This window comes from Bradyrhizobium sp. T-1 (genome assembly GCF_053592855.1).
The window spans coordinates 5,350,059-5,374,386 of record NZ_CM132115.1 but is presented as its reverse complement, the minus strand read 5'-3'; the positions used below and the strand labels follow the sequence as shown (position 1 = coordinate 5,374,386).

Below are 24,328 nucleotides of genomic sequence, written 5' to 3'. Positions count from 1 at the left end.
GGGCGCGCCTGGGAATGATGGCCTTTCGCCTTAAGCGCCGCGGTCGGCAGGTTTGATGTCCATCTCCCAACGTCAGCTCGCTCTGCTCCTCATCGCACCCGGCCTTGCGCTGGTGGCGGCGCTGTTTCTCTATCCGCTAAGCTTCTCGCTGATTTCGGCTTTTACCGGGCCACAGGGCGGCGTCTCGCTGGACGCCTTCCGAAAGGCCTGGGAGCTCTATTCCCGCGATATGCTCTTTACGGTCGTGATCGTGCTCGCCTCCTGCCTGTTCACGGGGCTTGCCGCCATCATCATCGCCGGCACGCTGACGCTCGGTGAAAACCGCTGGATCGTCGGGACGCTAAAGGCGCTCTACCGCTGGCCGCTCTTCATCCCGTTCATCGTCGCAGCACAATGCATGCGAACCTTCCTCGCCAAGAACGGGCTGATGAACAATTCCTTCGTGGCCATGGGGCTCATGGAGCCGCTTCAGGCGGTGAGCTTCCTCGACTGGCGCGGCATCGTCGCCACGTTCGTCTGGAAGCAGACGCCCTTCGTCGCCCTGCTGCTCGCTGGCGCGCTCGCCGCTCTCGATCGTGCGACGCTCGAAGCGGGCCGCAATCTTGGTGCCTCTCGCTTGCGCGTGCTCGTCGAACTCGCGCTGCCGCAGGTGATGCCGCAGCTACTCGTGGCACTGGTGCTCTCCTTTGTGACGATGCTCTCAGTGCTGTCGGTGCCGATGATGGTGGCGGGATCGCAGCCCACCATGCTGACCGTCGACATGGCCTTCCGCATCAACTCCTATGGCGACTACGCCACGGCGAATGCGCTTGGCGTCGTCACCTATTTGCTCTCGGCGGGGGCTGCGATCATCTATCTCAAGCGCGGCATGGCGAAGGAGGGCGCAACATGATGCGTCTGGCATCCTCGCTGCGCACGGCGCTCGCCGCGTTCCTGCTCGCAGCTTTCGCCTTCGTGCTGATCGGCCCGCTCGCCAACCTCGCGCTCTGGTCCGTGGCCGAGCGCTGGTACACGCCCTACAAGCTGCCGGTGACCTACGGCACGCGCTATTGGGAGCAGGTGTTCCGCCCGACTGGCGATGCCATGGCCTCACTCGGTACATCGGTCTGGATCGCGGTGCTGACGGTCGTCGTTGCGCTCGCGCTCTCGATCCCGGCCGGCTACGCGCTGGCGCGGCTCAAGCTGCCGGCGCGCGCCTTTTTCATGGTTCTGTTCCTGTTGCCGCAGGCCTTTCCGTCGGTCGCGATCTACATCAACGTCGCTCGCGTCTTCTACCAGCTCGGCATCAACGGCACGGTCTTCGCCGTGGTTCTCGTCCACGCCGCGCATGGGCTGGTTTACTCGGTCTGGATCGCGGCCGCCGCCTTCAGCGCGGTCGACAAGGATTTGGAGCTTGCCGCGCGCAACATCGGTGCCTCGCCGCTCAGGACCTTCTTCTCGGTGACGCTGCCGCTGGCCGCGCCCGGTATCATCGCTAGCGGCATCTTCGTATTTCTGGAATCGCTCGACGAGTTCACCGGCACCTTCTTCGTCGGCGTGCCGCAGGTGACGACCCTGCCGCTGCTGCTCTACAACGCCGCTATGGGCGGCAACTATCAGGTCGCCTCGATCACCGCACTGATCCTGCTCGTGCCCTCGGTGCTGTTCATGCTCTTCATCGAGCGCCTTCTGCGCGCCGACGTACTGGCCAAAGTTGGGGCTTAGGTGTCGGAAAATACCAGCAAAATTAATGGCTTGCATCGCAAATTGGCGGCGCAGCCATGATGGGCGAGCGGGCACAAACAGCCGATGTGTTGCGTATCAAAAAAGTATCAGTTGCACATTGAAATCGTGGTGGCGTGCCCAAATAGCGGTCGTTACTCTCCCTGCGAGAGGAAACGCTGAGCAAAAATTCAGCTGATAAGGGAACAGGGGCGGATCATTGCAAACCGCACCGGCCTGAAGGGAGCGGATATGGAACCGGACCTGGAAGTTGTCCAGATACGGCGCGGCGAGTCGTTCAAGGCGTGGTCGCACGGCTATCCCTTCCACACGGTGCGCTGGCATTTCCATCCCGAGTACGAGCTCCATCAGGTTGTGGCTACCAGCGGGCGCTATTTCGTCGGCGACTTCATCGGCGAATTCGAGCCGGGTAATCTCGTGCTCACCGGCCCCAATCTGCCGCACAATTGGGTGAGCGATCTGCCGGCGGGGTGCACCATCCCGCTGCGGGGACGCATCCTCCAGTTCAGCGAAGAATTCATCGGCGACATGATGAAGGTCATGCCCGAGCTTTCGGGTCTTGCCTCGTTGCTGGAATTCTCCCGGCGCGGCGCGCTGTTCACGCGCAGCACGAGCGACGCGCTCGCCCCACTGATGGAGGAGATCGTGACGGCGAACGGCGTGCGCCGGATCGAGCTATTCGTGATGAGCTTGGGGATACTCTGTCGCGCCCGAAACGCGCGTCCGCTGTCCAGCCCGAACTATCTGCCTGATCCGTCAGGTTACATGTCTGCGGGCATGAACAAAGCACTTGCCTTTATTCGAAAGAATCTGACGCAACCTTTCGGTGAAGCGGAGCTTGCAGCGATCGCCGGTCAGTCACAAAGCGCATTTTCGCGCTCGTTCCGCCGGCACACCGGCATGTCACTGGTACAATACGTCAAGCGACTGCGTATCAATCTTGCCTGCCAGATCTTGATGAGCGACGAGCAGGCTTCCATCACCGACATCTGCTTCGAGGTCGGCTTCAACAATCTCTCCAATTTCAACCGGCAGTTTCTGGCCGAGAAAGGCATGCCGCCTTCGCGCTTCAGACGATTGTTGGCGCACAACATCGACGCGGCGCGCGCGGCCTAGCCGGAGAGGAGCAAAGGAGGAGCACCATTACGCAAGAATGACGCGGATACGCCGATGGCGGTCCGCGACAGGAATCGTCTGTCCAAGATTCCGCGCGGCTTCGGAGCATCGTCGCTCATCGCGCCGTCGGCGATGGAAGCAGCGAGGGCCTGATTTCAAAAGATCAACGACGACACTCTAACACCCAGTCCCGGAAAGGAAATCCGAAATGAGAATGTTCTCTCCGAAATATACGGGTACAATTGCCTTGGCCCTGTCGCTACTCGGCACAACGGCCATGTCATCGCGGGCCGCCGAAGTGAAGAACGCGACCGTGGCCTTCCTTATGCCGGACCAGGCCTCGACACGCTATGAGCAACACGACTATCCGGGCTTTGCGGCAGAGATGAAGAAGCTCTGCGACAGTTGCAAGGTGATCTACCAGAACGCCAGCGCGGATGCCGCGCGGCAGCAACAGCAATTCAACTCGGTGATTTCGCAGGGCGCCAAGGTGATCGTGCTCGACCCGGTCGACTCGACCGCCGCGGCCTCCCTGGTCAAGATGGCGCAGTCGCAGGGCATCAAGGTCATTGCCTATGACCGGCCGGTTCCCGACGCCAAGGTCGATTTCTATGTCTCCTTCGACAACGAAGCCATCGGCAAGGCCATTTCTGAATCGCTCATCAAGCATCTGAAGGCCGCCAAGGTCACGGCAAAGGAGGGGGAGGGCGTTCTTGAAATCAATGGATCGCCGACCGATGCCGCTGCCGGGCTCATCAAGAAGGGCATCCACGCAGGTCTCGATCAGAGCGGCTATCCAATTCTTGCCGAATACGACACGCCGGACTGGGCGCCGCCGAAGGCGCAGCAATGGGCGAGCGGCCAGGTCACCCGCTTCGGCAAGAAGATCCTCGGCGTCGTGGCCGCCAATGACGGCACGGGCGGCGGCGCAATCGCCGCCTTCAAGGCCGCAGGCGTCGATCCGATACCGCCTGTGACCGGCAACGATGCGACGATTGCCGCGCTTCAGCTCGTCATCGCCGGCGATCAGTACAACACGATCTCCAAACCGAGCGAGATCGTGGCCGCTGCGGCGGCTCAAGCGGCGGTGAAATTCCTCTCCGGCGAGACGCCCAAGGCTGAGACCACGCTCTTCAATGCGCCATCGAAGCTGTTCGTGCCGGCGGTCGTCACCCAGGAGAACTTGAAGGCGGAGATCATCGACAAGAAGATCCAGACGGCCGATCAGCTCTGCACGGGCCGCTATGCTGCCGGCTGCAAGAAGCTTGGCATAAACTAGTCTGCGTCTGTCCCGGCCGCCTCCGGCGGCCGGGATGACCACGAGAGCACGGACTTGGAAATGACCATGATTTCGGACGTCGATCACCCGCAGGGCGGGGTGCGCAAGCCGGTTCTGAGCCTTCGCGGAATTTCCAAGCATTTCGGCGCTGTGTCCGCCCTCACCAATGTCGATCTGGACGTGCATGCCGGCGAGGTGGTGGCACTTGTGGGCGATAACGGTGCGGGAAAATCCACGCTCGTGAAGATCCTCGCCGGCGTGCATCAGCCCACCTCCGGAACGATCGCCTTCGATGGTGAGCAGGTCGTGCTATCCGATCCGGCCGCGGCGCTCGCTCTCGGTATTGCCACCGTATTCCAGGACCTTGCGCTCTGCGAGAACCTTGACGTGGTCGCAAATATCTTCCTCGGCCGTGAGCTCAATCCCATGCGGCTCGACGAGGTCTCCATGGAGCTCCGCGCCTGGACGTTGCTCAACGAACTGTCGGCACGGATCCCGAGCGTGCGTGAGCCCGTTGCGTCGCTCTCCGGCGGACAGCGCCAGACCGTGGCGATCGCGCGTTCACTGCTCACCGAGCCGAAGCTCATTCTGCTCGATGAGCCGACCGCCGCACTTGGCGTCGCCCAGACCGCCGAGGTGCTCGACCTCGTCGAGCGCGTTCGCGCCCGCGGCCTCGGCGTCATCATGATCAGCCACAACATGGAGGACGTCCGCGCGGTCGCCGACCGGATCGTGGTGCTGCGCCTTGGCCGCAACAACGGCGAATTCGAACCCGATGCCTCCAACCAGGATCTCGTTACGGCGATTACCGGTGCGGACGAAAATTCGGTCTCCCGCCGCGCCAGCCGGCGCCGCGCCCATCAATCACCGGAGCAGCGGCGATGACGGGTGACACGCAACGGGTTTTGACGGCGCGGCCGCTCGATCGCAGTGACGAGCGCGTCAAGCATACGGACACATTTGGGAACATGTTCAGCGCTTTTGTCGACCGCGTGCGGTCGGGCGACCTCGGTTCGCTGCCGGTGGTCGTCGGACTCGTCGTCATCTGTACGGCATTCGAGAGTCTCAACCCTGTCTTTCTGGCGCCGAACAACCTGGTCAATTTGCTGTTCGATTGCTCGACGGTGGGAGTCATCTCGCTTGGCATCGTCTGTATCCTGATGGTCGGCGAGATCGACCTCTCGGTCGGTTCGGTGAGCGGGTTTGCTTCGGCGCTCGTCGGCGTGCTGTGGGTCGGTCAGGATTGGCCGGTGGTCGTCGCGATCGCGACGGCGTTGGTCCTGGGCGCTGCCATTGGCGCGCTCTACGCCTTTCTGTTCAATCGTCTGGGGATGCCGAGCTTCGTCTCGACGCTGGCCGGTCTGCTCGGGTGGCTCGGCCTGCAGCTGTATCTGCTCGGTTCTTCGGGCTCCATCAATCTTCCCTACGGATCACCGCTGGTCGATTTCGGGCAGATGCTCGTCATGCCGCCCATCGTGTCCTATATGCTGGCGGCAGTTGCGAGCTTGGTCATGTTCGTGACCGGCTACCGCACGGCGGCGCGCCGGCGGCAGGCAGGGCTATCGGCCAGTTCGCTTGGCCGTATGGTGCTGCAGGCGCTGCTGGTTACCATCGTGCTCGAGTTCATCGTGTATTATCTCAATCTCGGGCGCGGCGTTCCGTGGATGTTCGGTCTGTTTGTCGGCCTGTGCGTGGTCATGAACTACGCGTTGACGCGAACCAAATGGGGCCGCTCGATGTCCGCGGTCGGCGGTAATCGCGAAGCGGCCCGTCGGGCCGGCATCAACGTTCGCCGGGTCTATGCGACCGCGTTCATGCTGTGCTCCACGTTGGCTGCGGCTGGCGGCATTCTTGCCGCAGCGCGACTTGCATCTTCCAGCCAGCAGGCCGGGACCGGAGATGTGAACCTCAACGCCATCGCAGCCGCGGTCATCGGCGGAACGAGCCTTTTTGGAGGCCGCGGCAGCGCCTATTCCGCGCTCCTTGGCATCATCGTCATCCAATCCATCGCGAGCGGCCTCACGCTGCTCGATCTCTCCTCCTCGCTACGGTACATGATCACGGGCGCGGTACTTGCCATTGCGGTCATCGTCGACTCGCTGGCACGGCGCTCACGCCTGTCCCATGGCCGAGCTTGAATAACTCTCACAAGAAGGACAAGCCGTGGCCCAGGAACTTGCAGGAAAAGTCGCCGCGATCACCGGCGCCGCGTCGGGCATCGGTCTCGAATGCGCCAGAACGTTGATCGGGGCGGGTGCGCGGGTGGTGCTGATCGATCGGGCAGAGGAGGCGCTGAGCAGTGCGCGCGTCGAGCTGGGCGACCGGGCGATCCCGTTGCGTATCGATCTCACCGATCCCGTGAGCATGGAAGCCATGATGCCGCAGGTGCTGGAGAAGGCGGGCCAACTGGACATCTTCCATGCGAATGCAGGCGCCTATGTCGGCGGCGAGGTGCTCGGCGGCGACCCCGATGCCTGGGACCGCATGCTCAACCTGAACGTCAATGCGCTCTTCCGGTCGATCCATGCGGTTTTGCCGCACATGGTGGAGCGCAGGAGCGGCGACATCATTGTCACCAGTTCGATAGCCGGCCTTGTCCCTGTCGTCTGGGAGCCGATCTATACTGCGTCCAAGCACGCCGTGCAGGCGTTCGTGCATACCGTGCGCCGACAGGTCGCCAAATACGGATTGCGTGTCGGTGCCGTTGCGCCAGGCCCTGTCGTGACCGCACTCATCAAAGACTGGCCCAAGGAGAAGATCGAGGAGGAGATGGCGGCCGGCGGCCTGATGCAGCCGGTGGAAGTCGCGCAGGCGGTGCTGTTCATGTTGACGCGTCCGAGAAATGTCACCATCCGCGACCTCGTCATTCTGCCGCAAAGCAACGATCTGTAGCATCTTCAGATCGGCGACCTGGATGGCTTCATGACCAAAGAATCCGCTGACCGCTATTTTCTCGGCATCGATGTCGGCACGGGCAGCGCACGAGCCGGAATCTTCGATGGCTCCGGCAGACTGATTGCGAGTGACAAAGCTCCTGTCGCACTTTGGCAGGAGGCCGGCGACATCGTCGAGCAGTCGAGCGAGGACATCTGGCGTGCCGTGTGCCGCAGCGTGCGTAGCACGGTTGGACAGACCGACGTCGCGCCGGACAGCATTGCCGGCATCGGCTTTGACGCGACCTGCTCGCTGGTGGTGTTGGGCGAAGGGGGCGAGCCGCTACCCGTCGGTCCGTCCGGCGACCCCGCTCGCAACGTCATCGTCTGGATGGATCACCGTGCGGCCGATCAGGCCCGCCGCATCAACCAGACGGGCGAGAAAGTTCTCGAATATGTCGGCGGAAGCATCTCTCCCGAGATGGAGACGCCAAAACTGCTGTGGCTCGCCGAAAACATGCCCGGCACATTTTCCCGTGCGTGGCAGTTCATGGACTTGACGGACTTCCTGACCTGGCGTGCGACTGGGAGCTTGTCCCGCTCCATTTGTACCGTGACGTGCAAGTGGACCTATCTGGGCCACGAAGCCCGATGGGATGACAATTTTTTCCGGTCGGCCGGCCTCGGTGTACTGGCGGACGAGCAATTCCGCAGGATCGGCACCGAGATCGTACCGGGCGGAACAAGGCTGGCGGCGGGCCTGACTGTGGACGCTGCTGCCGATCTCGGTCTTCTGGCGGGGACGCCCGTCGCTGTAGGCCTCATCGATGCACACGCCGGCGGTGTTGGTACGGTGGGCGCACGCGGCGCGGCCGGCACGGTGCTTACGCGGATGGCCTATGTCTTCGGAACGTCGGCCTGCACCATGTCGACCACGACGCAACCGTCCTTCGTTCCCGGTGTTTGGGGACCTTATTTCTCCGCCATGGTGCCTGGGCTTTGGCTCAATGAAGGTGGGCAGTCGGCTGCCGGCGCTGCGATCGAGCGCCTTTTGCAGATGCATCCGTATTCGGAGCAGGCGACGCGTGCTGCAAGTGAGTCACAGCAGACGCTTGCCGATTGGCTCGCCGCTGAAGTCGAAGCACGCGGCGGTGCCGGCATGATTCCGGGATTGGTCGGTGAGTTCCATGTCGTCCCCGAATTCCTCGGCAATCGCGCGCCGTTCGCGGATCCTGACGCGCGTGCACTGATTGCCGGGCTTGATATGCGCTCGGATCTGGAGAGCCTGCTGGCGCTTTATCTCGCCGGCCTGTGCGGCCTCGGCTACGGGGCTCGGCAGATCGTTCGGGTCCAGCAGGAGAAGGGTATCGCAGTTGATACGATCGTGGTCAGCGGCGGCGCCGCAAAGAGTCGCCTCGTGCGACAGGTGCTGGCCGATACGACGCGTTTGACGGTCGCTGCATCGGCATCTCCGGAGGCCGTTCTTCTCGGCTCCGCGATGCTCGGATCAGTCGCTTCGGGGGACCATGCAAATCTCGGCGAGGCGATGCTGGCGATGTCGGTCTTGGGAGAAGTCCATGAGCCCCAGGCGGCTTTGGCGGACTGGGCCGATCGGCGCTTTGAAGCCTTTGAGGCCCTGCAGAAGGTCGGCCGGACAATTAGAAGCGCTTCTTAAACCTCTACCTCGCGGGGCGGCTTCGAGGCGCTTCATTGACATGTTCAGCCGATCAACCGGACTGCCGCCGCAGGATCGGCGGCAGCAGGCTGGCGCGCCACGACGACAGGCGAACGCGTCTCGTTACTGTAGCGGGCAGACGGGCGGACGGCGAATGGTGGCTCCATAGGCAGCCGCATAGTCGTCAGCGTCGCACGCCTTGGGGCAAGGATGGTATCGGTCTCTGCACCGGTCGGCCGGAGGCCGGCGAGATGCGGCGCGCGCAGCGTTTCCATTGCATCGACGATCGCTGCGGGCGTACCGGCCGGAGATGAGCGCAGAATATTTGGGCGCAGGCGTCGGCCATGCAAAACGCCGAAACGCAGGGACCCGCCATAAGAATTCGCTATGGCGGCAGACCGCAGTCGTGCTTCCCCCGCCCGCAGCCGCAAATCTATTTTTTACCGTCGGCCGCAGCAATAATTCCAAGAGCAAGATCGCAAAAGCGGCGGAGTGGTCAGGCGCATAGATTTGCAGCAGCAACGGAGTGGGGACATGACGATCGAGTTGAGCCGACGGGGATTTTGCATCGGAACCGCTCTGATTGGGCTTCAGACGATCTCCTCCGGTGCCTTCGCACGGAGCGAGGACGGTACCGTCAAGCTCGGCCTGGTCGCCCCGAGGAGTGGTCCGAATGCCCGCTACGGCGCCTTCTCGCTGCGCGGCGCCGAAATGGCCGCGAAAGAGATCAACACAGCCGGAGGCGTCGGTGGCCGCAAGATCAGCGTCATGCCCGCGGATAGCCAGGGGACGCCGGTCGAGGGCGTTTCGGCGACGCGACGCCTGATCGACCAGAGCCAGGTCGACTACATCATCGGCGACGTCTCGAGCTCGGTCACGCTCGCGATGCAGCCGGTGGCCGAGGACGCCGGCGTGCTCCTGCTCAATGCCGCCTCGTCGAACCCGATGATCACCTACAAGGCCGGCGTCGGCGGCTTCAAATGGACCTACCGCAACTATCCGACCGACGAGAACCGTGCGCTGATCGTGCTGCAATATGCGGCCGAGAAGAAGGGCTTCACCAAATACGCCGTTCTCTCCGTCGACACCGATTATGGGCGCGCGGCCATCGAGTTCACTAAGAAATATCTTCCGCGTTTCAAGAGCCAGATCCTGACGGAAGACTATTACAAGGAGGGCGAGGTCGATTTCCGCAGCGTGCTCTCCAAGATCCGCGATTCCGGCGCTCAGGCCATCATCATGTACGGCAATGCCGATTCGACGCCCATCGTCGGTCGCCAGATGATCGAGGTCGGGATCGCTGGCAAGATTCCGCTGATCGGCAATGCCGAATTCAATACGGCGAGCTCGATCAAGGCGGCGCCGAAGGCGCTCGAAGGGGCCATCGAGGCGGCGGCGTGGCTTCCGGCGTATGATTCTCCGAAGAGCAAGGCCTTCGTGGAGAAGTTCATTGCCGAGTACGGCGAGGCGCCGAACAATCACGCCTATGTGCATTGGGAGACGGTGCATCTGCTGGCCAAGGCGATCGAGCAGGCCCAGAGCATCGACCGCGAGAAGGTTCGCGCCGCGCTCTCCGCCATCCACTACGAAAGCGCAGTTGGCGAGGTGACGTTCGACGATCACAATCAAGCTCGATTGCCGATGATCCTGCTCGAGATCGAGCACGGCAAGCCCGCGATCAAGGGAGCCTATTCGGCCGAGATCGACTATCCGAAGTAAGGCAGCGCAACGGGACTGACATGTTGTACACGGTCATCGAACAGGTCGTTAACGGCATCGTATCCGGATCGGTCTATGCGATCGTTGCCGTCGGCATGACGATGATCTTCGGCGTGCTGCGCGCCATTAACTTCGCCCACGGCGAATATTACATGCTCGGGACCTTCGGGGCCTGGTTCGCGATCGACTATTTCGACCTGCCCTATCCGGTAGCGATCGTGGTCGGTGTGGTGGCGACGGCGCTGATCGCCGTCGTGGTTGGCAACTTCGTGATGCAACGCATCGTGGGGGCGCCAGCCGAGGCCGGAGTGCTCGCGACGCTCGGCGTCGCGCTGATCCTGCAGAACACCGTTATCCTGGTGTTCGGCGGAAGCTACAAGTTCTTCTCCGGCGGCTACATCGAGCCGGTGACGCTGTTCGGCTTCACGCTGGCCGAGCAGCGCATCCTGATCATCATCGTCGGCCTCATCGTGTTCGTCGGCCTCGAGCTGATGGTCACCTACAGCCGGATCGGCAAGGCGATGCGCGCGGTCTCGCAGAATATCGAGTGCTGTGCGGTCGTCGGCATCGACGTTCGCCATATCGCGCTATGGACCTTCATTCTCGGCGCCGGCCTTGCGGGGCTGTCGGGCGTGCTGACCGCGCCCGTCAACGTCAGCGTCTACGGCGGCATGGGCGAGCTCATCACGTTCAAGACGTTGCCGATCATCATCATGGGCGGGCTCGGTAACGTGCGCGGAACTTTCGTCGCGGCGATGATCCTCGGTATCGCCGAGAGCCTGGTCGCGACCTATGTCGGGCTGCAGTTCCGCGACACCGTCGGCTTTGCGACCCTGATGCTGGTGCTGATGTGGCGTCCGCACGGGCTGTTCTCCGCGCAAGCACGCTTCTGATCGCTGGGATGTGACATTGACCGAGATCGTCCGAGACCAGACCATGACACCGGCCGAGAGCCCAGTCGCAAAAACGGGGGCGGATCTGCGCATCCCGTTCGGCCTTGCACTTGCGGGGCTGGCATGCATGGCGCCGCTGTTCCTCGGCAACTACCCGCTGCATGCGATCATCATCGCTTTGATCTTCCTGCTCCCGGCCCATGGTCTCAACCTGCTGCTTGGATACACCGGTCTGCTGTCGCTGGCGCAGGCCGCGTTCTTCGGTATCGGCGCCTATGCCTCGGCGCTGCTGGCGGTGCATTTCGGCACGCCGTTCTATCTGAATTTCCTCGCCGCCGGGCTCGTCGCCGGTGCGATCGCGCTTCCGCTCGGCATTCCTGCGCTGCGGCTGCGCTCGACGTCGTTCGTGATGTGCACGCTCGGTTTCGTGATCATCGGACAAGCGATCGCGAAGAACTGGATTGGTCTGACGCGCGGCGACATGGGCCTGGCGGCCATTCCCAAGCCTTACTTCGCGCTAGGACCGGCCTCGTTCACGGTGTCCGGGACCGTCGGGTTCTACTATCTGGTGCTCGCCATTGCAGCCCTCGCGACCCTGGCGGTCTATCTGATCGTTCGCTCGCCGGCCGGCCGCAACATGATCGCCATTCGCGAAAACGAGACGCTGGCGGAATCCGTAGGGATTCCCACCTGGCACTACAAGCTCATCGTGTTCATGATCAGCGCCGTCTTTGCCGGCCTCGGTGGGAGCCTCTATGCGCATTACCTCACCGTGGTCAGCCCGCTGACCTTTCAGATGTACTATTCGACGACGATGCTGATCATTGTGCTTGGCGGCGGAGCGGGGACGATCTCGGGCGTCATCTTCGGCAGCCTGCTGTTCGTCGGCCTTACCGAAGCCCTGCGCGTCGCGCCGGAGCTGCGCATGATCGCATACGGCTTCTTCCTGCTCGGGCTGGTGTTCTGGTTCCCGAACGGGTTCGCGCCGCTGATCGGCCGCTTCTGGTCATTCCTCGAGAGGCGCAAATGAGCGGGCTGCCGATCCTCGACATCTCCGGGCTTTGCAAGTCCTACGGCGCCGTGCGCGCGGTCGATGGTGTCGACCTGCATGTCGATCGCGGCGAAATCTGCGGGCTGATCGGGCCCAATGGATCCGGAAAGTCTACCTTCTTCGATTGCGTGACCGGGCTTGCGAGGCCCAGCGCAGGAGCGGTGAAGCTCGATGGCCAGGACATCACGGGCTGGTCGCTGAGCGATATCGCGCGGCAGGGGCGCATGCTCCGCTCCTTCCAGAAGACGGTCGTGTTCTCGGCGCTCGATATCGAGGAGAACCTCGTCATCGCCGGCCAGATGTTCACCTTTCCCGGGATCTGGTCGACCTTCGGGATCGGGGCCGCCGCGCGCAATCGTGTCGCGGCCTTGCGGGAGCGGGCGCGCGAGCTGATCAAGATCGCTGGTCTGTGGGACGTGCGCTTCCAGGCCGCGGGAAAACTGTCCGGCGGACAGCAGAAGCTGATTCAGTTCGCCTCGATGCTGATGCCGGAGCCAAAACTCATCCTGCTCGACGAGCCCATGGCCGGGATCAATCCGAAACTGATCGAGCGTGTGGTGGAGAGTATTCGTCTTGCCAATGCCTCGTTCGGCGTCAGCTTCCTGATCATCGAGCACAACATCGACGTGGTCACGAGCCTGTGCAGGCGCGTGGTCGTGCTCGACCAGGGCCGCAAGCTCGCTGAAGGAACGCCGGGCGAGATCGTTCAGAACCAGGCGGTGCGGGAGGCCTATCTCGGTGGCTGAATCTTCGCTCCTGATCAAGGGACTGCGCGCGGGTTATGGCTCGCTCGACATCCTCAACGGCGTCGATCTCGACGTGCCGCAGGGGCAGTTCGTCGCGTTGATGGGCCCGAATGGGGCCGGCAAATCGACGCTGCTTAAGACGCTCTACGGCATGACCACCGTCAAGGGTGGCAGCATCAATTGGCGGGGCAAGGACATCTCGGCCTTCAAATCGCGGGCGATCCTGGCTGAGGGAATCTCCTGGGTGCCGCAGGGCCGCTGCAACTTTCCAGTGATGACAGTCGACGAAAACCTGCAGATGGCCGCCTACACGCTGCGCGACAGCAAGGTGAAGGCCGAGCGCGACTATGTCTACGACCTCTTTCCCATCCTGAAGACGCGTCGCAACACGCTCGCCGGCAACATGTCCGGCGGCGAGCAGCAATTGCTCGAGGTCGCGATGGCCGTGCTGCAGCGGCCAAAAATCCTGTTGGTCGACGAACCCTCGGTCGGTCTGTCGCCGACTGCGATCGGCATCGTGTTCGACGAACTGCTGCGCATCAACGCGGCTGGCCAGACCATCTTGTTGGTCGAGCAGAACACCAAGAAGGCGATGCAGGTCGCGCAGCGCGCGGTCATTCTGCGGCTCGGCAAGGTGATCTGGGACGGTCGCCCCGCTGACATCACCCACGATGAGCTCGGCGAACTCTTCCTCACCGGCCGCATGCGCGGTGAGACCGACGTCGAGCATTAAGACGACTTGCAACTCAAAGGACGACCACAGTGACGATCTTCGTGCCGGCCGCGCGCGTCTCGCGCATCAAGATTTCTCCGACAACCGCGGCGTCCGCACGTGTGCGCGAGCTGAAGGCCGCCGGCCGCGACATCGTCGACATGGCGATCGGCGAGCCCGATTTCGACACGCCTGACGACGTCAAGGCAGCGGCACATGCGGCGATCGACCGCGGCGAGACCAAATATACCGCCGTCAACGGCACCGTGGCGCTGCGCAAGGCGATCATGGGCGACTACAAGCGGCGGCTCGGGTTGGAATATGCGGACAACCAGATCTGTGTCGGCGGCGGCGCCAAGCAGATCCTGTTCCTTGCGCTGATGGCCAGCGTGGAGGAGGGGGCCGAAGTCATCATTCCCGCGCCCTATTGGGTCTCCTATCCCGACATGGTCATTGCCAATGATGGCAAGCCGGTCATTGTCCGATGCTCCGAGAATCAGGGCTTCAAGCTGACGGCGGAGGCGCTGGAGGCCGCGATCACGTCGAAGACGCGCTGGCTGATCCTCAATGCGCCGTCGAACCCGACCGGCGCGGCCTATTCCCGTAGTGATCTCGAGGCGCTCGGCGCGGTGCTGCAGCGCCATCCTGATGTCCTCGTGCTCTCCGACGACATTTACGACCAGATCTGGTACCGCGACGAGCCTGCGACCACGCTCGCGGCGGCGGTGCCTGCCTTGAAGGATCGCATCCTGCTCACTAACGGCGTGTCCAAGACCTATGCCATGACCGGATGGCGCATCGGCTATGCCGCAGGTCCCGCGCCGCTGGTCGCGGCGATCAACAAGCTGCAGTCGCAAATGTCGTCATGCCCGTCGTCGATCAGCCAGGCGGCTGCGGCCCATGCGCTGACCAGCGACCAGTCATTCGTTCACGACAGTGTCAAGCTCTACAAGGAGCGTCGCGATTATGCCTGTGCCCGGCTGAACGCGATTCCCGGCCTGTCGTGCCTGGTGCCGGATGGTGCCTTCTATCTCTATCCCGGCTGTGCCGGCGTCATCGGCAAGACCACGCCGGATGGCAAGGTCATCGAAAACGATCTTGATTTCGTGCTCTATCTTCTGGATGGCGTCGGCGTCGCCGCGGTGCAGGGCGCTGCCTACGGGCTCTCACCCTATTTCCGGCTGTCGATCGCGACTTCGATGGAGACGATCAAGGAGGCCTGCGACCGCATCGAGCAGGCCTGCCGGGTGCTTCGCTGAGCGCTGTTCGGGGCACGGACGAGAAAGGCTGACGGCTGTGAGAAGAATCTCATTGAAATCAATGGGCTAGATAAAGGATATTGCTGGCTAGGATCACATTCTCAGAGCTGGTATTCGGCCCCTATGAGCGTCGATTTCAGGAAGCTGAAAAGCTTTGTCAAAGTCGTCGATGCCGGCAGCGTTTCGCGGGCCGCTGGCCTGCTGCGAACGGCGCAGCCGGCACTCTCGCAGCAGATTGCCGCGCTCGAGAGTCACTTCAAACACAAGCTTCTCCTGCGCAGCAATCACGGCATCGTTCCGACCGAAGCGGGCCTCATTCTCTATCGTCATGCGCAACTGCTGCTGAAGCAGATCGAGCAGGCGCAGATCGATATCGACCAGTCGACCAAGGCGCTTGCAGGTCGCGTGTCGATCGGGCTTGCGACCTATTCGGCGTCGAGCACGCTATCGCTGCCGATCCTGAAAGAGATGTCCGCGCTGCATCCGCAGATCATCGTCCACATCAACGATAGTTTCGGTCATGTGCTGAGCGAGCTCATCATGACCGGCAAGATGGATATGGCGATGATCTACGGCTCCGGTCCGATCAAGGGCGTCAAGCTGCAGCCATTGTTTCGGGAGGAGTTGTATCTGGTCTCGCGCGCGGAGTTGGCGGCAAAGAAGCAAAGCGACGAAGCGCTCCCGCTCTCGGCGCTTGCCGAGGTCAAGCTGTTGCTGCCGAGCCAGGGCCATTTCCTGCGCCGCCTGATCGACGAATCCCTGGCGCGGGCGCGGGTGACACCGAATGTCGTGTCGGAGATCGAGTCGGTCTCTGCGCTCGGGGCGGCCGTGACGGAGGGGCTCGGCTCGACCATTTTACCGGCGTCCGTGGCGGCGAGCGCGTCGAGCTTTGACGGCGTCGAGGTTCGCCGGCTCGTTCGCCCGGCCATCGAAGCAACCGTTTCGCTGTGCGTATCGGACCACCTCCCGCTCTCGGAGCCTGCGCTTGCGACCCGATCGGTGCTTCTCACTGTCGTGGAGAAGCTCATGCGCAGCCATCCCCAGGGCATCCGCGCGGTCTGAGCAACAACGTGCCCGGCGCCTGTTGTGCGCCGGATCAGGCCATAAACAAAACCTATGGCGGCAGACCGGAGTTATGGTGGTCGGTCGCAACCGTATTTCCTACCCTCGAAGACGATCGCTCCGAGGAAACAGATGGCCAAGCTCGCATTCGATACCGGGGGAACCTTTACCGATTTCGCACTGCTCGACGACAAGGGCGAACTTCATCTTCACAAAGTGCTGAGCACACCTGCCAATCCAGCCGAAGCAGTGGTTCGCGGTGTTTCCGAATTGCTCGCGCAATTTGGCGACGTCGTCGATCTCGACGATCTTCAGGTGCTCGGAGCAACCACCGTCGTCACCAATGCCGTGTTGGAGCGCAAGGGCGTCAAGACCGGATTCATCTCGACCGCCGGTTTTCAGGATATGCTGCGCATCCGTAACGAAGGGCGTTACGACCTCTACGACCTGAACTTGAAATATCCCGACCCGCTGGTGACGCGCGCGCACAGCTTTGGCGCCGTCGAGCGCATGTCGGCCGACGGCGAGGTCATTACGGCGCTCGAGGAGGAGACGGTCCACGAAATTGCCGAGCGGTTGCGCGAGGAAGGCATCAAGTCCGTCGCCGTCTGCCTGCTGCATGCCTACAAATATCCGGATCATGAGCAGCGCATCGCGGCGCTGCTGCGGGAAGAGGATCCCGATATCTTCGTGTCGCTGTCATCGGAGGTCTGTCCGGAGGTTCGCGAGTTCGACCGCGCCTCGACGACTGTGGTCAATGCCTATACGCGGCCGCAGATGTCCGGCCATGTCGCCCATCTCGAACGCGAATTCGCTGCCAAGGGCATCAATCGCCAGGTGCTCTGGATGACCTCGTCGGGCGGCCTGGTTCCGAGCAGCCGCGCTGCGGAGTTGCCGGTTCGTCTGATTGAATCGGGGCCGGCCGCCGGCGCCGTCGCCGCCGCCGAGTTCGGCCGCATCGCCGGCGAGGGCAGCGTACTGTCATTCGACATGGGCGGCACCACCGCAAAGCTTTGTCTGATCCCGAACGGCGAACCGACGGTCGGTACGGATCTTGAAGTCGCACACTATCATCGCTTCCGCAAAGGTTCTGGCTTTCCCTTAAAAATCCAGTCGATCCGCATGATCGAGATCGGGGCCGGCGGCGGCTCGATCGCCGCGAAGAATCCGCTGGGCTTGCTCGATGTCGGACCGCGTTCGGCGGGCGCGCAACCGGGACCGGCTGCGTATCAGCGGGGTGGCACCGAGCCGACCGTGACAGACGCCGACATTCTGCTCGGTTACATGGGGACGGAATCCTTTGTCGGTGGCTCGTTCAAGGTGTCGAAAGATGCCGCGCTTGCGGCCATGACAAAGCTCGCAAGCTCCCTCGATGTGAGCGTGCCGCGTTGCGCATTCGGTATCCACGACCTCGTCAATGAGTCCATGAGCAAGGCGGCCGCGGTGCACGCAACCGACCTCGGCGTCGATCCGCGCAGCCTGCCGATGGTCGCGTTCGGCGGGGCCGGCCCCGTGCATGCCTATGGGATCGCGCGCAAGCTCGGCATCAAGCGCATTATCTGCCCGACCGGGGCCGGCGTGACTTCGGCGATCGGCTTGTTGATCGCGCCAGTGGCGGTTGATCTGTCCGCGAGTTTTCCGATGCAGGTCGAAAATTGGGATTTCGACGCGATGAACCGTCTGCTCAGCGATCTCTCTGCGCAAGGCGCCGAGGTCGTCCGTGCCGCCGGCGTTGCGCCGGAGACGATCACCAACACCTACACGGTCGATATGCGCCACGTCGGTCAGGGCCACGAGATCACCGTGGCATTGCCCGATCGCGGCCTGCCGCGGGAGAAATTCTTCGAGCAACTGCTCGGAAATTTCTACAAGCTCTATCGCGAACTGTTTGGCCGCACGGTCGCAGGCTCGTCGGTCGAGGTGATCACCTGGCGCCTGCGTTCCAGCGGCCAGAAAGATGAAGTGACCCGTCCGCACACGCATCACGCTGCGGAAGCTAGGAAGGGCACACGCTCAGTCTATTTCAGCGAGCACGGCGGCTTCGTCGAAACGCCAGTCTACGATCACTATAAACTGCCCGTTGGCGAGGCGATCCAGGGACCTGCCATCGTTGAGCAGCGGGAGTCGACAGCAGTCGTCGGACCGAGCGGCACCGCCCACGTCGACATCAATGGCAACCTCGTGATCAACATCGCCTAAGGACGTCGCTCTCATGTCCGTGAATGCTGCCGACTTCAACGATCCCATCAATTTGCAGGTGATGTGGAATCGGTTGATCTTCATCGCCGATCAGGCCGACATCGTGCTCGGCCGCACCGCGTTCTCGCCGATCGTGCGTGAGAACCATGATTATGTGACCGTGCTGCTCGACAGTCGCGGCCGTGCGCTGGCCCAATGCACCTGGTCGATTCCGGTGTTCATCACCTCGCTGCCGGTCGCTGCGCAGAAATACTTCCTGCCGAAGTTTCCGGCTGAAACGCTGCAAGAGGGCGACGTACTCGCAACCAACGACCCCGAGATCGGCACCGGCCATCTGCCCGACGTGACGATGATCACACCGATCTTCAAGAACGGCAAGGTCGTGGCCTATGCCGGTTCGATCGCGCATCTGCCCGACATCGGTGGCGCTCCCTTGCACTCTGAAGCCAGCGACATCTTCGAAGAGGGTATTCGTTTCCCGATCGTGAAGCTGCACAAGGCCGGCGTTCCCAACCAGGACGTGCTCGACATCATTGCCGCTTCCGTTCGCCTCCCGACCGAGGTGATGGGCGATCTCGAATCCATGGTTGCAGCCAACAACGTCATGGGCCGGGAAGTGGTCAAATTCCTGGACGAGTATGGGCTAGATGGCGTCGATGAACTGGCTGACGCGATCCACACTCGCTCCGAGGCGCAGACTCGGCGTGCGATCCGGCAGTGGCCGAACGGCACCTACAGCGCCGAGGTGCTGCTCGACGGCTACGACACCGACGTGACGCTGAGGGCCGCCGTGATTGTCCGCGACGAGTCCATCCACGTCGACTACACCGGGACGTCAGAGCAAATTCTTCACTCGATCAACTGCCGGACGAACTATCGCTACGCTCATTCGGTCTATGCGCTGAAATGCCTGCTTGACCCGGATACGCCGAACAACGAGGGCTGCATCACCCCGATCACGGATGAGGCGCCGCTGGGCTCGATTCTCAATCCCGAGGAGTGGACGGCTGGCAATTCGCGTAACTTGATTGGGCACGTCATTCCCTCGTTGATCTTCAAGGCGTTGGAAGGCGTGGTGCCTGAAAAGGTGATGGGTGACAGCGGAGGCGCACCGATCTGGGCCGCCAATTGCGTGGGCCGCCGCGACGACGGTTCGCAATATGGCTCGGTCCAGAATTTTCACGGTGGGCAGGGCGCGCGCGCCGAGTTCGATGGCCTCGATACGCTGAGCTTTCCGTCGAATTGCAAGGTCACCGCGATCGAGATGTTCGAGATCGCCGTGCCTGCGCTCACCGAATGCAAGGAACTGATTCCGGACTCCGGCGGAGCCGGCAAGAGCCGCGGTGGTCTCGGTCAGCGCGTCGTGCTGCGCAACCTCGGTTGCAATCCGATGAACATCTACCTGGCGTCGGAGCGCGTGCGGCATCCCTGTTTTGGTGTTGTGAGCGGTAAGTCCGGTCGCGCCGGAAAAGTGTACAGAAACGGCGAGCCGCAATTTCCCAAGGGCAAGGTGGTGCTGAAGACCGGTGACCGCCTGGAAGTTGAGACGCCGGGCGGTGGAGGCTGGGGACGCACAGCCGATCGTGCGGCCGCTGCGATCGAAATCGATCTCGCCGAAGGCTTGATTACGCCCGAGGCCGCGAGGCAAATTTACGACTATCAGCGCTCAAGCGTGGCGGCGACCGCCGCCGAATAGGTGGAAAACCATGTCTCTGCTTGCTGGAAAGGTCGCACTCGTCACCGGCGCAGGTACGGGGATCGGGCGTGAGACCGCGATCCTGTTGGCGCAGGAGGGCGCAACGGTCGTTCTGACGGGCCGTCGGATCGATCCGCTACGCGAGGTTGTCGCTGCGATCGAGAAGGCAGGCGGCAGGGCCGTCGCCCATGTGCTGGATGTGTCGTCGCGGGAGGCGATCCTCGAGACGGTTGCCTGGGCCAAGCGTAACATCGGTGCGATCGACATTCTCGTGAACAATGCCGGCAGCGCCAGCAAGGTGCTGAACGCCCGCTTCCTCAGCGAGGCGGAGTGGAATGCCACGGTGAACGTCAATCTCACCGCGGTGTTCAACCTGACCCAGGCCGTGCTGGAAGACATGATTGCCAAGAAGGAAGGGACGGTAATTACCGTATCGTCGCTGGCGGTCGTCAATCCCAATCTGCTTGGCGGCGCCGCTTACGGTGCGGCCAAGGCCGGCGTGAAGAACTTCATGACATTCCTGCACAACACCTATCGCAACCAGGGCATCCGTGCGACGGCCATCCTGCCGGGTGAGACTGATACCCCGATCATGAACAATCGTGCGAGGCCGCCGCTTGATGGCGAGCGCGCTGTGATGCTCAATCCGCATGATGTCGCGCGTGCCGTTCTGCTCTGCGCCAGCCTGCAGAAGGGGGCCATGATTCCCGAGCTGCACATCTGCCCGACTTTCATGCGTGACACCTCCGCCGACATTGAGACGGCCCGCTGGGTCGGCGCGCCAGAAGGCCTCGCCGACAAACCGAAGAGTTGAGAGGGAATTTTTCATGAACGGAGCCAAACTGCGCGAGCGTCTCGCAAAGGGCGATGCGATCACCATGCTCACGCCGCACCACGCCTCATCGGGGCTGGCGGTCCGTCTGGTCGAACTTGGCGCGGACGCGATCTTCGTCGACTGCGAGCATGGCAGTTGGAGCTTTGAAGACGTACGCGTGACCGCTCAAGCGATCCGCGGCGCGGGTGGTGCGGCGATCGTCCGTCCGCATTCCCACGAGCGACCGATCCTGATCCGTTATCTGAATGCCGGTGCCGATGGACTGATGGTCCCAATGGTCGATACGGCGGACGAGGCTCGCGCGATCGTCGATGCGGTCCGCTATGCTTGCCCGGCTGATCATGAGAAGCGGCTCGTCATCGCCATGATCGAGACACCAAGGGCGATCGACAACATCGACGAACTGCTTGCGGTCGAAGGCATCGATGTATTCTTCATCGGCCCCGGCGACCTCTCCCAGAACATGGGCTATCCACCGGCGCCGGCATTCGGGCAACCCCGGCCGCGAGCGGTCATGGAACGGGTCGAATTCGCAGTCAGGAAGATCCGCGCCGCGGGCAGGATCGCCGGGACGCTTGTGACGTCGGACGAGCTGCCGTTCTGGCTCGAGCGGGGCGTGAAATATTTCTACATCCATTCAGATCCGTTCTTGCGCATCGGTTTGGCGGGCATAAAAAAAGCGCTCGGGCGGTGATTTCAATTCGGCAGCGCACGCGGTGCGGCGAGACTGGATGACCCAAATGAGTCCCGCCGAGCATTTGACAGGTAGCTCGCGAGCAGAGGCAGGTACACGACGCGAGCGCTGAATTCCCGTTCGACGTCTGACTCACCGAGCAATCATCTCGACTGCCGCCGTCCACGCCTTCCGATAGGAGTCCAGGCCGGCAACCGAAATCGGATCGACGGGGGTTGGCTCCGCGACATGATAAGAAGGAGGCCATTCTGCGAGCATCGCGGCGCCGCGTGCCGTGCCCGCGGCGTCTTCCGCCGCAAAGACGCGCTGCGTCGGCCGCAATGCGCCGAGTGTCTGACAGAAGGGAAGGTTGCCGGCGAAGGTTCCTTCCACGATGAGATCACCGCTGGCCGCTCCCATGCGCGTTAGCATCAGATCGCTGACCAGAGCACAATAGAGCGTCGCAAGCGCAGTCCGATCGCGCGACGCGACTTCGCCGCGGATCACGCCTTTGGCCGTCGCATAAGGTCCGCCATGGCCGGTGAAGCAGGGTAGGGCCATCGCGCCTGAGGCGATGACGCGCTCGATGGCGCCAGGATCAGGACTTCCTCCGCCGCCCGCGACGACGGCGTATTCGCGGCCACCCATGAAGCGTCCGCAGGCGATGGGTCGACCCAGCGCGTCGACGTTGGCAAGCGTGTCGTCGCGCGGATCGAGTTGATCAAGCGAAAGGCCCACGGACATCAGGATCACCCAGGTGCCGGTCGACAGCACGGTGAACGGCGCCTGGCGCGTGACAAGGTAGGGCAGAAGCGAAGCATTGGAGTCGTGAATACCGCAAAAGACAGGCGTTTCAGGCGCTAGCCCGGTGGCGGCGGCGATGTCGGGTTTGATCGGACCGAGCGGATCGAAGGCGCGGCGCAGCGGTGGCAGCAAGTGGTCAACGCCGAGAGCTTTGGCGAGGCTGGAGACCCGTCCCTGTCGCGGAGTCCAGAGATCGGTATGGGCGCCGAGTGTAGTGACTTCAGAGACCGCGACGCCGCAGAGACGCCACGCCCAATATTGCGGATAGCCCACGAAATGCCTCGCTTTGGCGAACAGCTCCTGACAGTGCCACTTCTGATAGGCGAGCTGCCGGCCGAGGTTGAGACCGGCCGATAATGTCGGCGACAAGCTCTCTGAAAAGGGCGGCCGCAGCCTCGCGTAGTCGGGCTCGATCACGTCTACGCCGTCAAATTCGTAGTCCATGACCGGAGCCGCGAGTTCGCTCTCGCCAATCAATGCGCCGGCGGCGCCATGAGCGGTCGGCACGATCGCGCTGATCTGTTGCGCGCGTGCGGCCTCACGAAGCGCATCGAGGAAGAAGTTCCACGCGCTCTCAACATCTTCGTGCGGATAGGGCGGCCCTGGCCGAATGCGATTGGGCGCGGACCTTTCCCAGAGAAGCCGGCCGTTGTCGAACAAGGCAACCTTCACGTTGGTCTTGCCGATGTCGAGGACTGCGACCGTTTGGCTCATCGTCACGCTCAAGGCAGATGGAACATCTCGGCACGCAACATCATCGCCGTGTCATGGTCGGCTTGTTGCGGAACATGATAGCGGATGCCAAAAGTGAAGCACCCGGCCGCGTTTGGCGGCCGGGCGCCACGAGTTCAGTCAGAAATCGAAGTCCTTGATGTTCTGCTTCGTAAAGATGAAGGGCGAACCAAGCAGGATCTCGCTGCCATTCACCACGCTCAGCTTGCCGAGCTTGCCCGCGTCCACCGAGGTCGCGCCAGGCTTGAGGCTGCCGTCGACGACGGCACGCATCACGTAGGTCGCGGCATAGCCGAGATCGACCGGATTCCACAGCACCACCGACTTGACACAGTCCGCGTTGACATACGGCTTCATCGCGTTCGGCGTGGCGAGGCCGACCACCGCCACCTTGCCGCAGAGCTTGGCCTTGGTCACGGCTTCCGCGGAAGCAGGCGTTGCGACCGAGGTCATGCCGAACAGGCCGGCGAGCTTGTCGCCATGCTTGTTGATCAGCGTGGTTGCCTGGTTGAACGACAGGTTGTTGTCTTCCTGCGCCTCGACCGTTTCGAGCCATTTCAGCTTGGGATGACACTTCTGCGCATAAGCCCACATTTCGGCAATCCAGCGTGCCTGGTTCGGCGTCGTGAAGGTCGAAGTGACGATTGCGAAGCTCTTGTCCTCGCCGGCCTCCTTGGCCATCGAATCGATCATCGCCTTGGCGATGCCATTGAACTCGGCTTGATTGACGAACCATTCGCGGGCGTCCGGCGTCGCATTGGCGTCATAGCCGACGACGTGAATGCCCTTCGACAGCGCCTTCTTCAGAACCGGAGCGATCGCAACCGGATCGTTGGCCGCGAACAGAATGCCGTCGACGCCGCTGGTGATGTAATTGTCGATGAACTTGATCTGCTCGTCGATCTTGGCTTCGGTCGGGCCGTCGGTCTTCACCGTGACATTGCCGAGGGCCTTGGCGGCGTCCTGCATACCTTTCGACGTCGCGTTGAAATAGCCGATGCCAATCAGTTTCGGTACGTCGACCAGCGTGATCGGCTTGCCGGCTTTGTCGGCAGCATTGCTTGGCCGGCCCCCGTCATAAGGCTTGGCGGCGGGTGCCGCGTTGGCCTCGCTAGCCGAACAGGCCAGCGGATTGACAGGCAGGTCGTCCGCGCCGTCCCATCTCTTGTCCGCCGCCGAGGCCGATCCGGCCAGCAGCGTCGCGCCGAGGAATGCAGCAGCTAATCCAAGCTTCATTTTGTTTTCCTCCCTGTTGAAGCCGCTTTTTTCGCGGCCAGACACG

General features: G+C 62.5%; 22 protein-coding genes. 19 read left to right on the top strand and 3 right to left on the bottom strand.

Annotated features, from left to right (window positions below; all coding sequences use genetic code 11):
- Nucleotides 1-55 precede the first annotated feature (55 nt).
- The 8 genes from ACWAT4_RS25990 (at nt 56) to ACWAT4_RS25955 (ending at nt 8,665) form a co-directional block, all read left to right on the top strand.
- On the top strand, nt 56-892 hold the full coding sequence (locus ACWAT4_RS25990; RefSeq protein WP_212300638.1) for an ABC transporter permease: 837 nt from the start codon (nt 56-58) through the stop codon (nt 890-892).
- Nucleotides 892-1,704 (top strand): ABC transporter permease, encoded by an 813-nt coding sequence (locus ACWAT4_RS25985; protein WP_449731264.1) that lies wholly within the window; start codon nt 892-894, stop codon nt 1,702-1,704. Before ACWAT4_RS25990 ends, ACWAT4_RS25985 begins: the two co-directional genes overlap by 1 nt.
- A 249-nt stretch (nt 1,705-1,953) precedes the next feature.
- The gene (locus ACWAT4_RS25980) at nt 1,954-2,838 is read left to right on the top strand and encodes a helix-turn-helix domain-containing protein (protein ID WP_449728401.1); all 885 of its coding nucleotides are present in this window, start codon (nt 1,954-1,956) and stop codon (nt 2,836-2,838) included.
- A gap of 208 nt (nt 2,839-3,046) precedes the next feature.
- Nucleotides 3,047-4,117, top strand: a complete 1,071-nt coding sequence (locus ACWAT4_RS25975; RefSeq protein WP_449728400.1) for an ABC transporter substrate-binding protein — start codon at nt 3,047-3,049, stop codon at nt 4,115-4,117.
- A 60-nt stretch (nt 4,118-4,177) separates the two neighbouring features.
- A complete protein-coding gene (locus ACWAT4_RS25970) occupies nt 4,178-5,002 on the top strand; it encodes an ATP-binding cassette domain-containing protein (protein ID WP_212300641.1) in 825 nt (274 codons plus the stop codon).
- Nucleotides 4,999-6,255: a sugar ABC transporter permease gene (locus ACWAT4_RS25965; RefSeq protein ID WP_212300642.1), complete on the top strand. Its 1,257-nt coding sequence runs from the start codon at nt 4,999-5,001 to the stop codon at nt 6,253-6,255. The genes ACWAT4_RS25970 and ACWAT4_RS25965 overlap by 4 nt, the downstream gene beginning before the upstream one ends.
- Nucleotides 6,256-6,280: 25 nt before the next feature.
- Nucleotides 6,281-7,009: an SDR family oxidoreductase gene (locus ACWAT4_RS25960; protein WP_212300643.1), complete on the top strand. Its 729-nt coding sequence runs from the start codon at nt 6,281-6,283 to the stop codon at nt 7,007-7,009.
- A 30-nt stretch (nt 7,010-7,039) separates the two neighbouring features.
- Complete coding sequence (locus tag ACWAT4_RS25955; RefSeq protein WP_449728399.1) at nt 7,040-8,665, top strand: FGGY-family carbohydrate kinase; 1,626 nt, start codon at nt 7,040-7,042, stop codon at nt 8,663-8,665.
- 44 nt (nt 8,666-8,709) lie between these two features.
- Here ACWAT4_RS25955 and ACWAT4_RS25950 read toward each other — a convergent pair whose 3' ends face one another.
- Nucleotides 8,710-8,940 carry a hypothetical protein gene (locus ACWAT4_RS25950; protein WP_212300645.1) on the bottom strand — a complete coding sequence of 77 codons (231 nt, stop codon included), beginning with the start codon at nt 8,938-8,940 and terminating at the stop codon, nt 8,710-8,712.
- 259 nt (nt 8,941-9,199) lie between these two features.
- Between ACWAT4_RS25950 and ACWAT4_RS25945 the strand changes: the two genes are divergently transcribed.
- The 11 genes from ACWAT4_RS25945 (at nt 9,200) to ACWAT4_RS25895 (ending at nt 21,531) form a co-directional block, all read left to right on the top strand.
- Complete coding sequence (locus ACWAT4_RS25945) at nt 9,200-10,384, top strand: ABC transporter substrate-binding protein (protein ID WP_449728398.1); 1,185 nt, start codon at nt 9,200-9,202, stop codon at nt 10,382-10,384.
- A gap of 20 nt (nt 10,385-10,404) precedes the next feature.
- The gene (locus tag ACWAT4_RS25940) at nt 10,405-11,277 is read left to right on the top strand and encodes a branched-chain amino acid ABC transporter permease (protein ID WP_449728397.1); all 873 of its coding nucleotides are present in this window, start codon (nt 10,405-10,407) and stop codon (nt 11,275-11,277) included.
- A 43-nt stretch (nt 11,278-11,320) separates the two neighbouring features.
- Nucleotides 11,321-12,307 carry a branched-chain amino acid ABC transporter permease gene (locus ACWAT4_RS25935; RefSeq protein WP_212426795.1) on the top strand — a complete coding sequence of 329 codons (987 nt, stop codon included), beginning with the start codon at nt 11,321-11,323 and terminating at the stop codon, nt 12,305-12,307.
- On the top strand, nt 12,304-13,074 hold the full coding sequence (locus ACWAT4_RS25930) for an ABC transporter ATP-binding protein (RefSeq protein ID WP_212426760.1): 771 nt from the start codon (nt 12,304-12,306) through the stop codon (nt 13,072-13,074). Before ACWAT4_RS25935 ends, ACWAT4_RS25930 begins: the two co-directional genes overlap by 4 nt.
- Nucleotides 13,067-13,807 carry a branched-chain amino acid ABC transporter ATP-binding protein gene (locus ACWAT4_RS25925; protein WP_212426761.1) on the top strand — a complete coding sequence of 247 codons (741 nt, stop codon included), beginning with the start codon at nt 13,067-13,069 and terminating at the stop codon, nt 13,805-13,807. Before ACWAT4_RS25930 ends, ACWAT4_RS25925 begins: the two co-directional genes overlap by 8 nt.
- Nucleotides 13,808-13,836: 29 nt before the next feature.
- The gene (locus tag ACWAT4_RS25920; protein WP_449728396.1) at nt 13,837-15,045 is read left to right on the top strand and encodes an aspartate transaminase; all 1,209 of its coding nucleotides are present in this window, start codon (nt 13,837-13,839) and stop codon (nt 15,043-15,045) included.
- 123 nt (nt 15,046-15,168) lie between these two features.
- On the top strand, nt 15,169-16,107 hold the full coding sequence (nac, locus tag ACWAT4_RS25915; protein WP_212300651.1) for a nitrogen assimilation transcriptional regulator NAC: 939 nt from the start codon (nt 15,169-15,171) through the stop codon (nt 16,105-16,107).
- Nucleotides 16,108-16,239: 132 nt separating this feature from the next.
- Nucleotides 16,240-18,306 (top strand): hydantoinase/oxoprolinase family protein, encoded by a 2,067-nt coding sequence (locus tag ACWAT4_RS25910; RefSeq protein WP_449728395.1) that lies wholly within the window; start codon nt 16,240-16,242, stop codon nt 18,304-18,306.
- 13 nt (nt 18,307-18,319) lie between these two features.
- The gene (locus ACWAT4_RS25905; RefSeq protein ID WP_449728394.1) at nt 18,320-20,002 is read left to right on the top strand and encodes a hydantoinase B/oxoprolinase family protein; all 1,683 of its coding nucleotides are present in this window, start codon (nt 18,320-18,322) and stop codon (nt 20,000-20,002) included.
- Nucleotides 20,003-20,012: 10 nt separating this feature from the next.
- Nucleotides 20,013-20,816, top strand: coding sequence for an SDR family NAD(P)-dependent oxidoreductase (locus tag ACWAT4_RS25900; protein ID WP_449728393.1), 804 nt, complete (start codon nt 20,013-20,015; stop codon nt 20,814-20,816).
- 13 nt (nt 20,817-20,829) lie between these two features.
- Nucleotides 20,830-21,531: an HpcH/HpaI aldolase family protein gene (locus ACWAT4_RS25895; RefSeq protein ID WP_212300655.1), complete on the top strand. Its 702-nt coding sequence runs from the start codon at nt 20,830-20,832 to the stop codon at nt 21,529-21,531.
- A gap of 132 nt (nt 21,532-21,663) precedes the next feature.
- On the opposite strand, the gene ACWAT4_RS25890 is transcribed toward ACWAT4_RS25895, so the two are convergent.
- Nucleotides 21,664-23,028 carry an FGGY-family carbohydrate kinase gene (locus ACWAT4_RS25890; protein WP_212426765.1) on the bottom strand — a complete coding sequence of 455 codons (1,365 nt, stop codon included), beginning with the start codon at nt 23,026-23,028 and terminating at the stop codon, nt 21,664-21,666.
- Nucleotides 23,029-23,166: 138 nt separating this feature from the next.
- A complete protein-coding gene (locus ACWAT4_RS25885) occupies nt 23,167-24,282 on the bottom strand; it encodes an autoinducer 2 ABC transporter substrate-binding protein (protein ID WP_212426766.1) in 1,116 nt (371 codons plus the stop codon).
- Nucleotides 24,283-24,328: the final 46 nt, after the last annotated feature.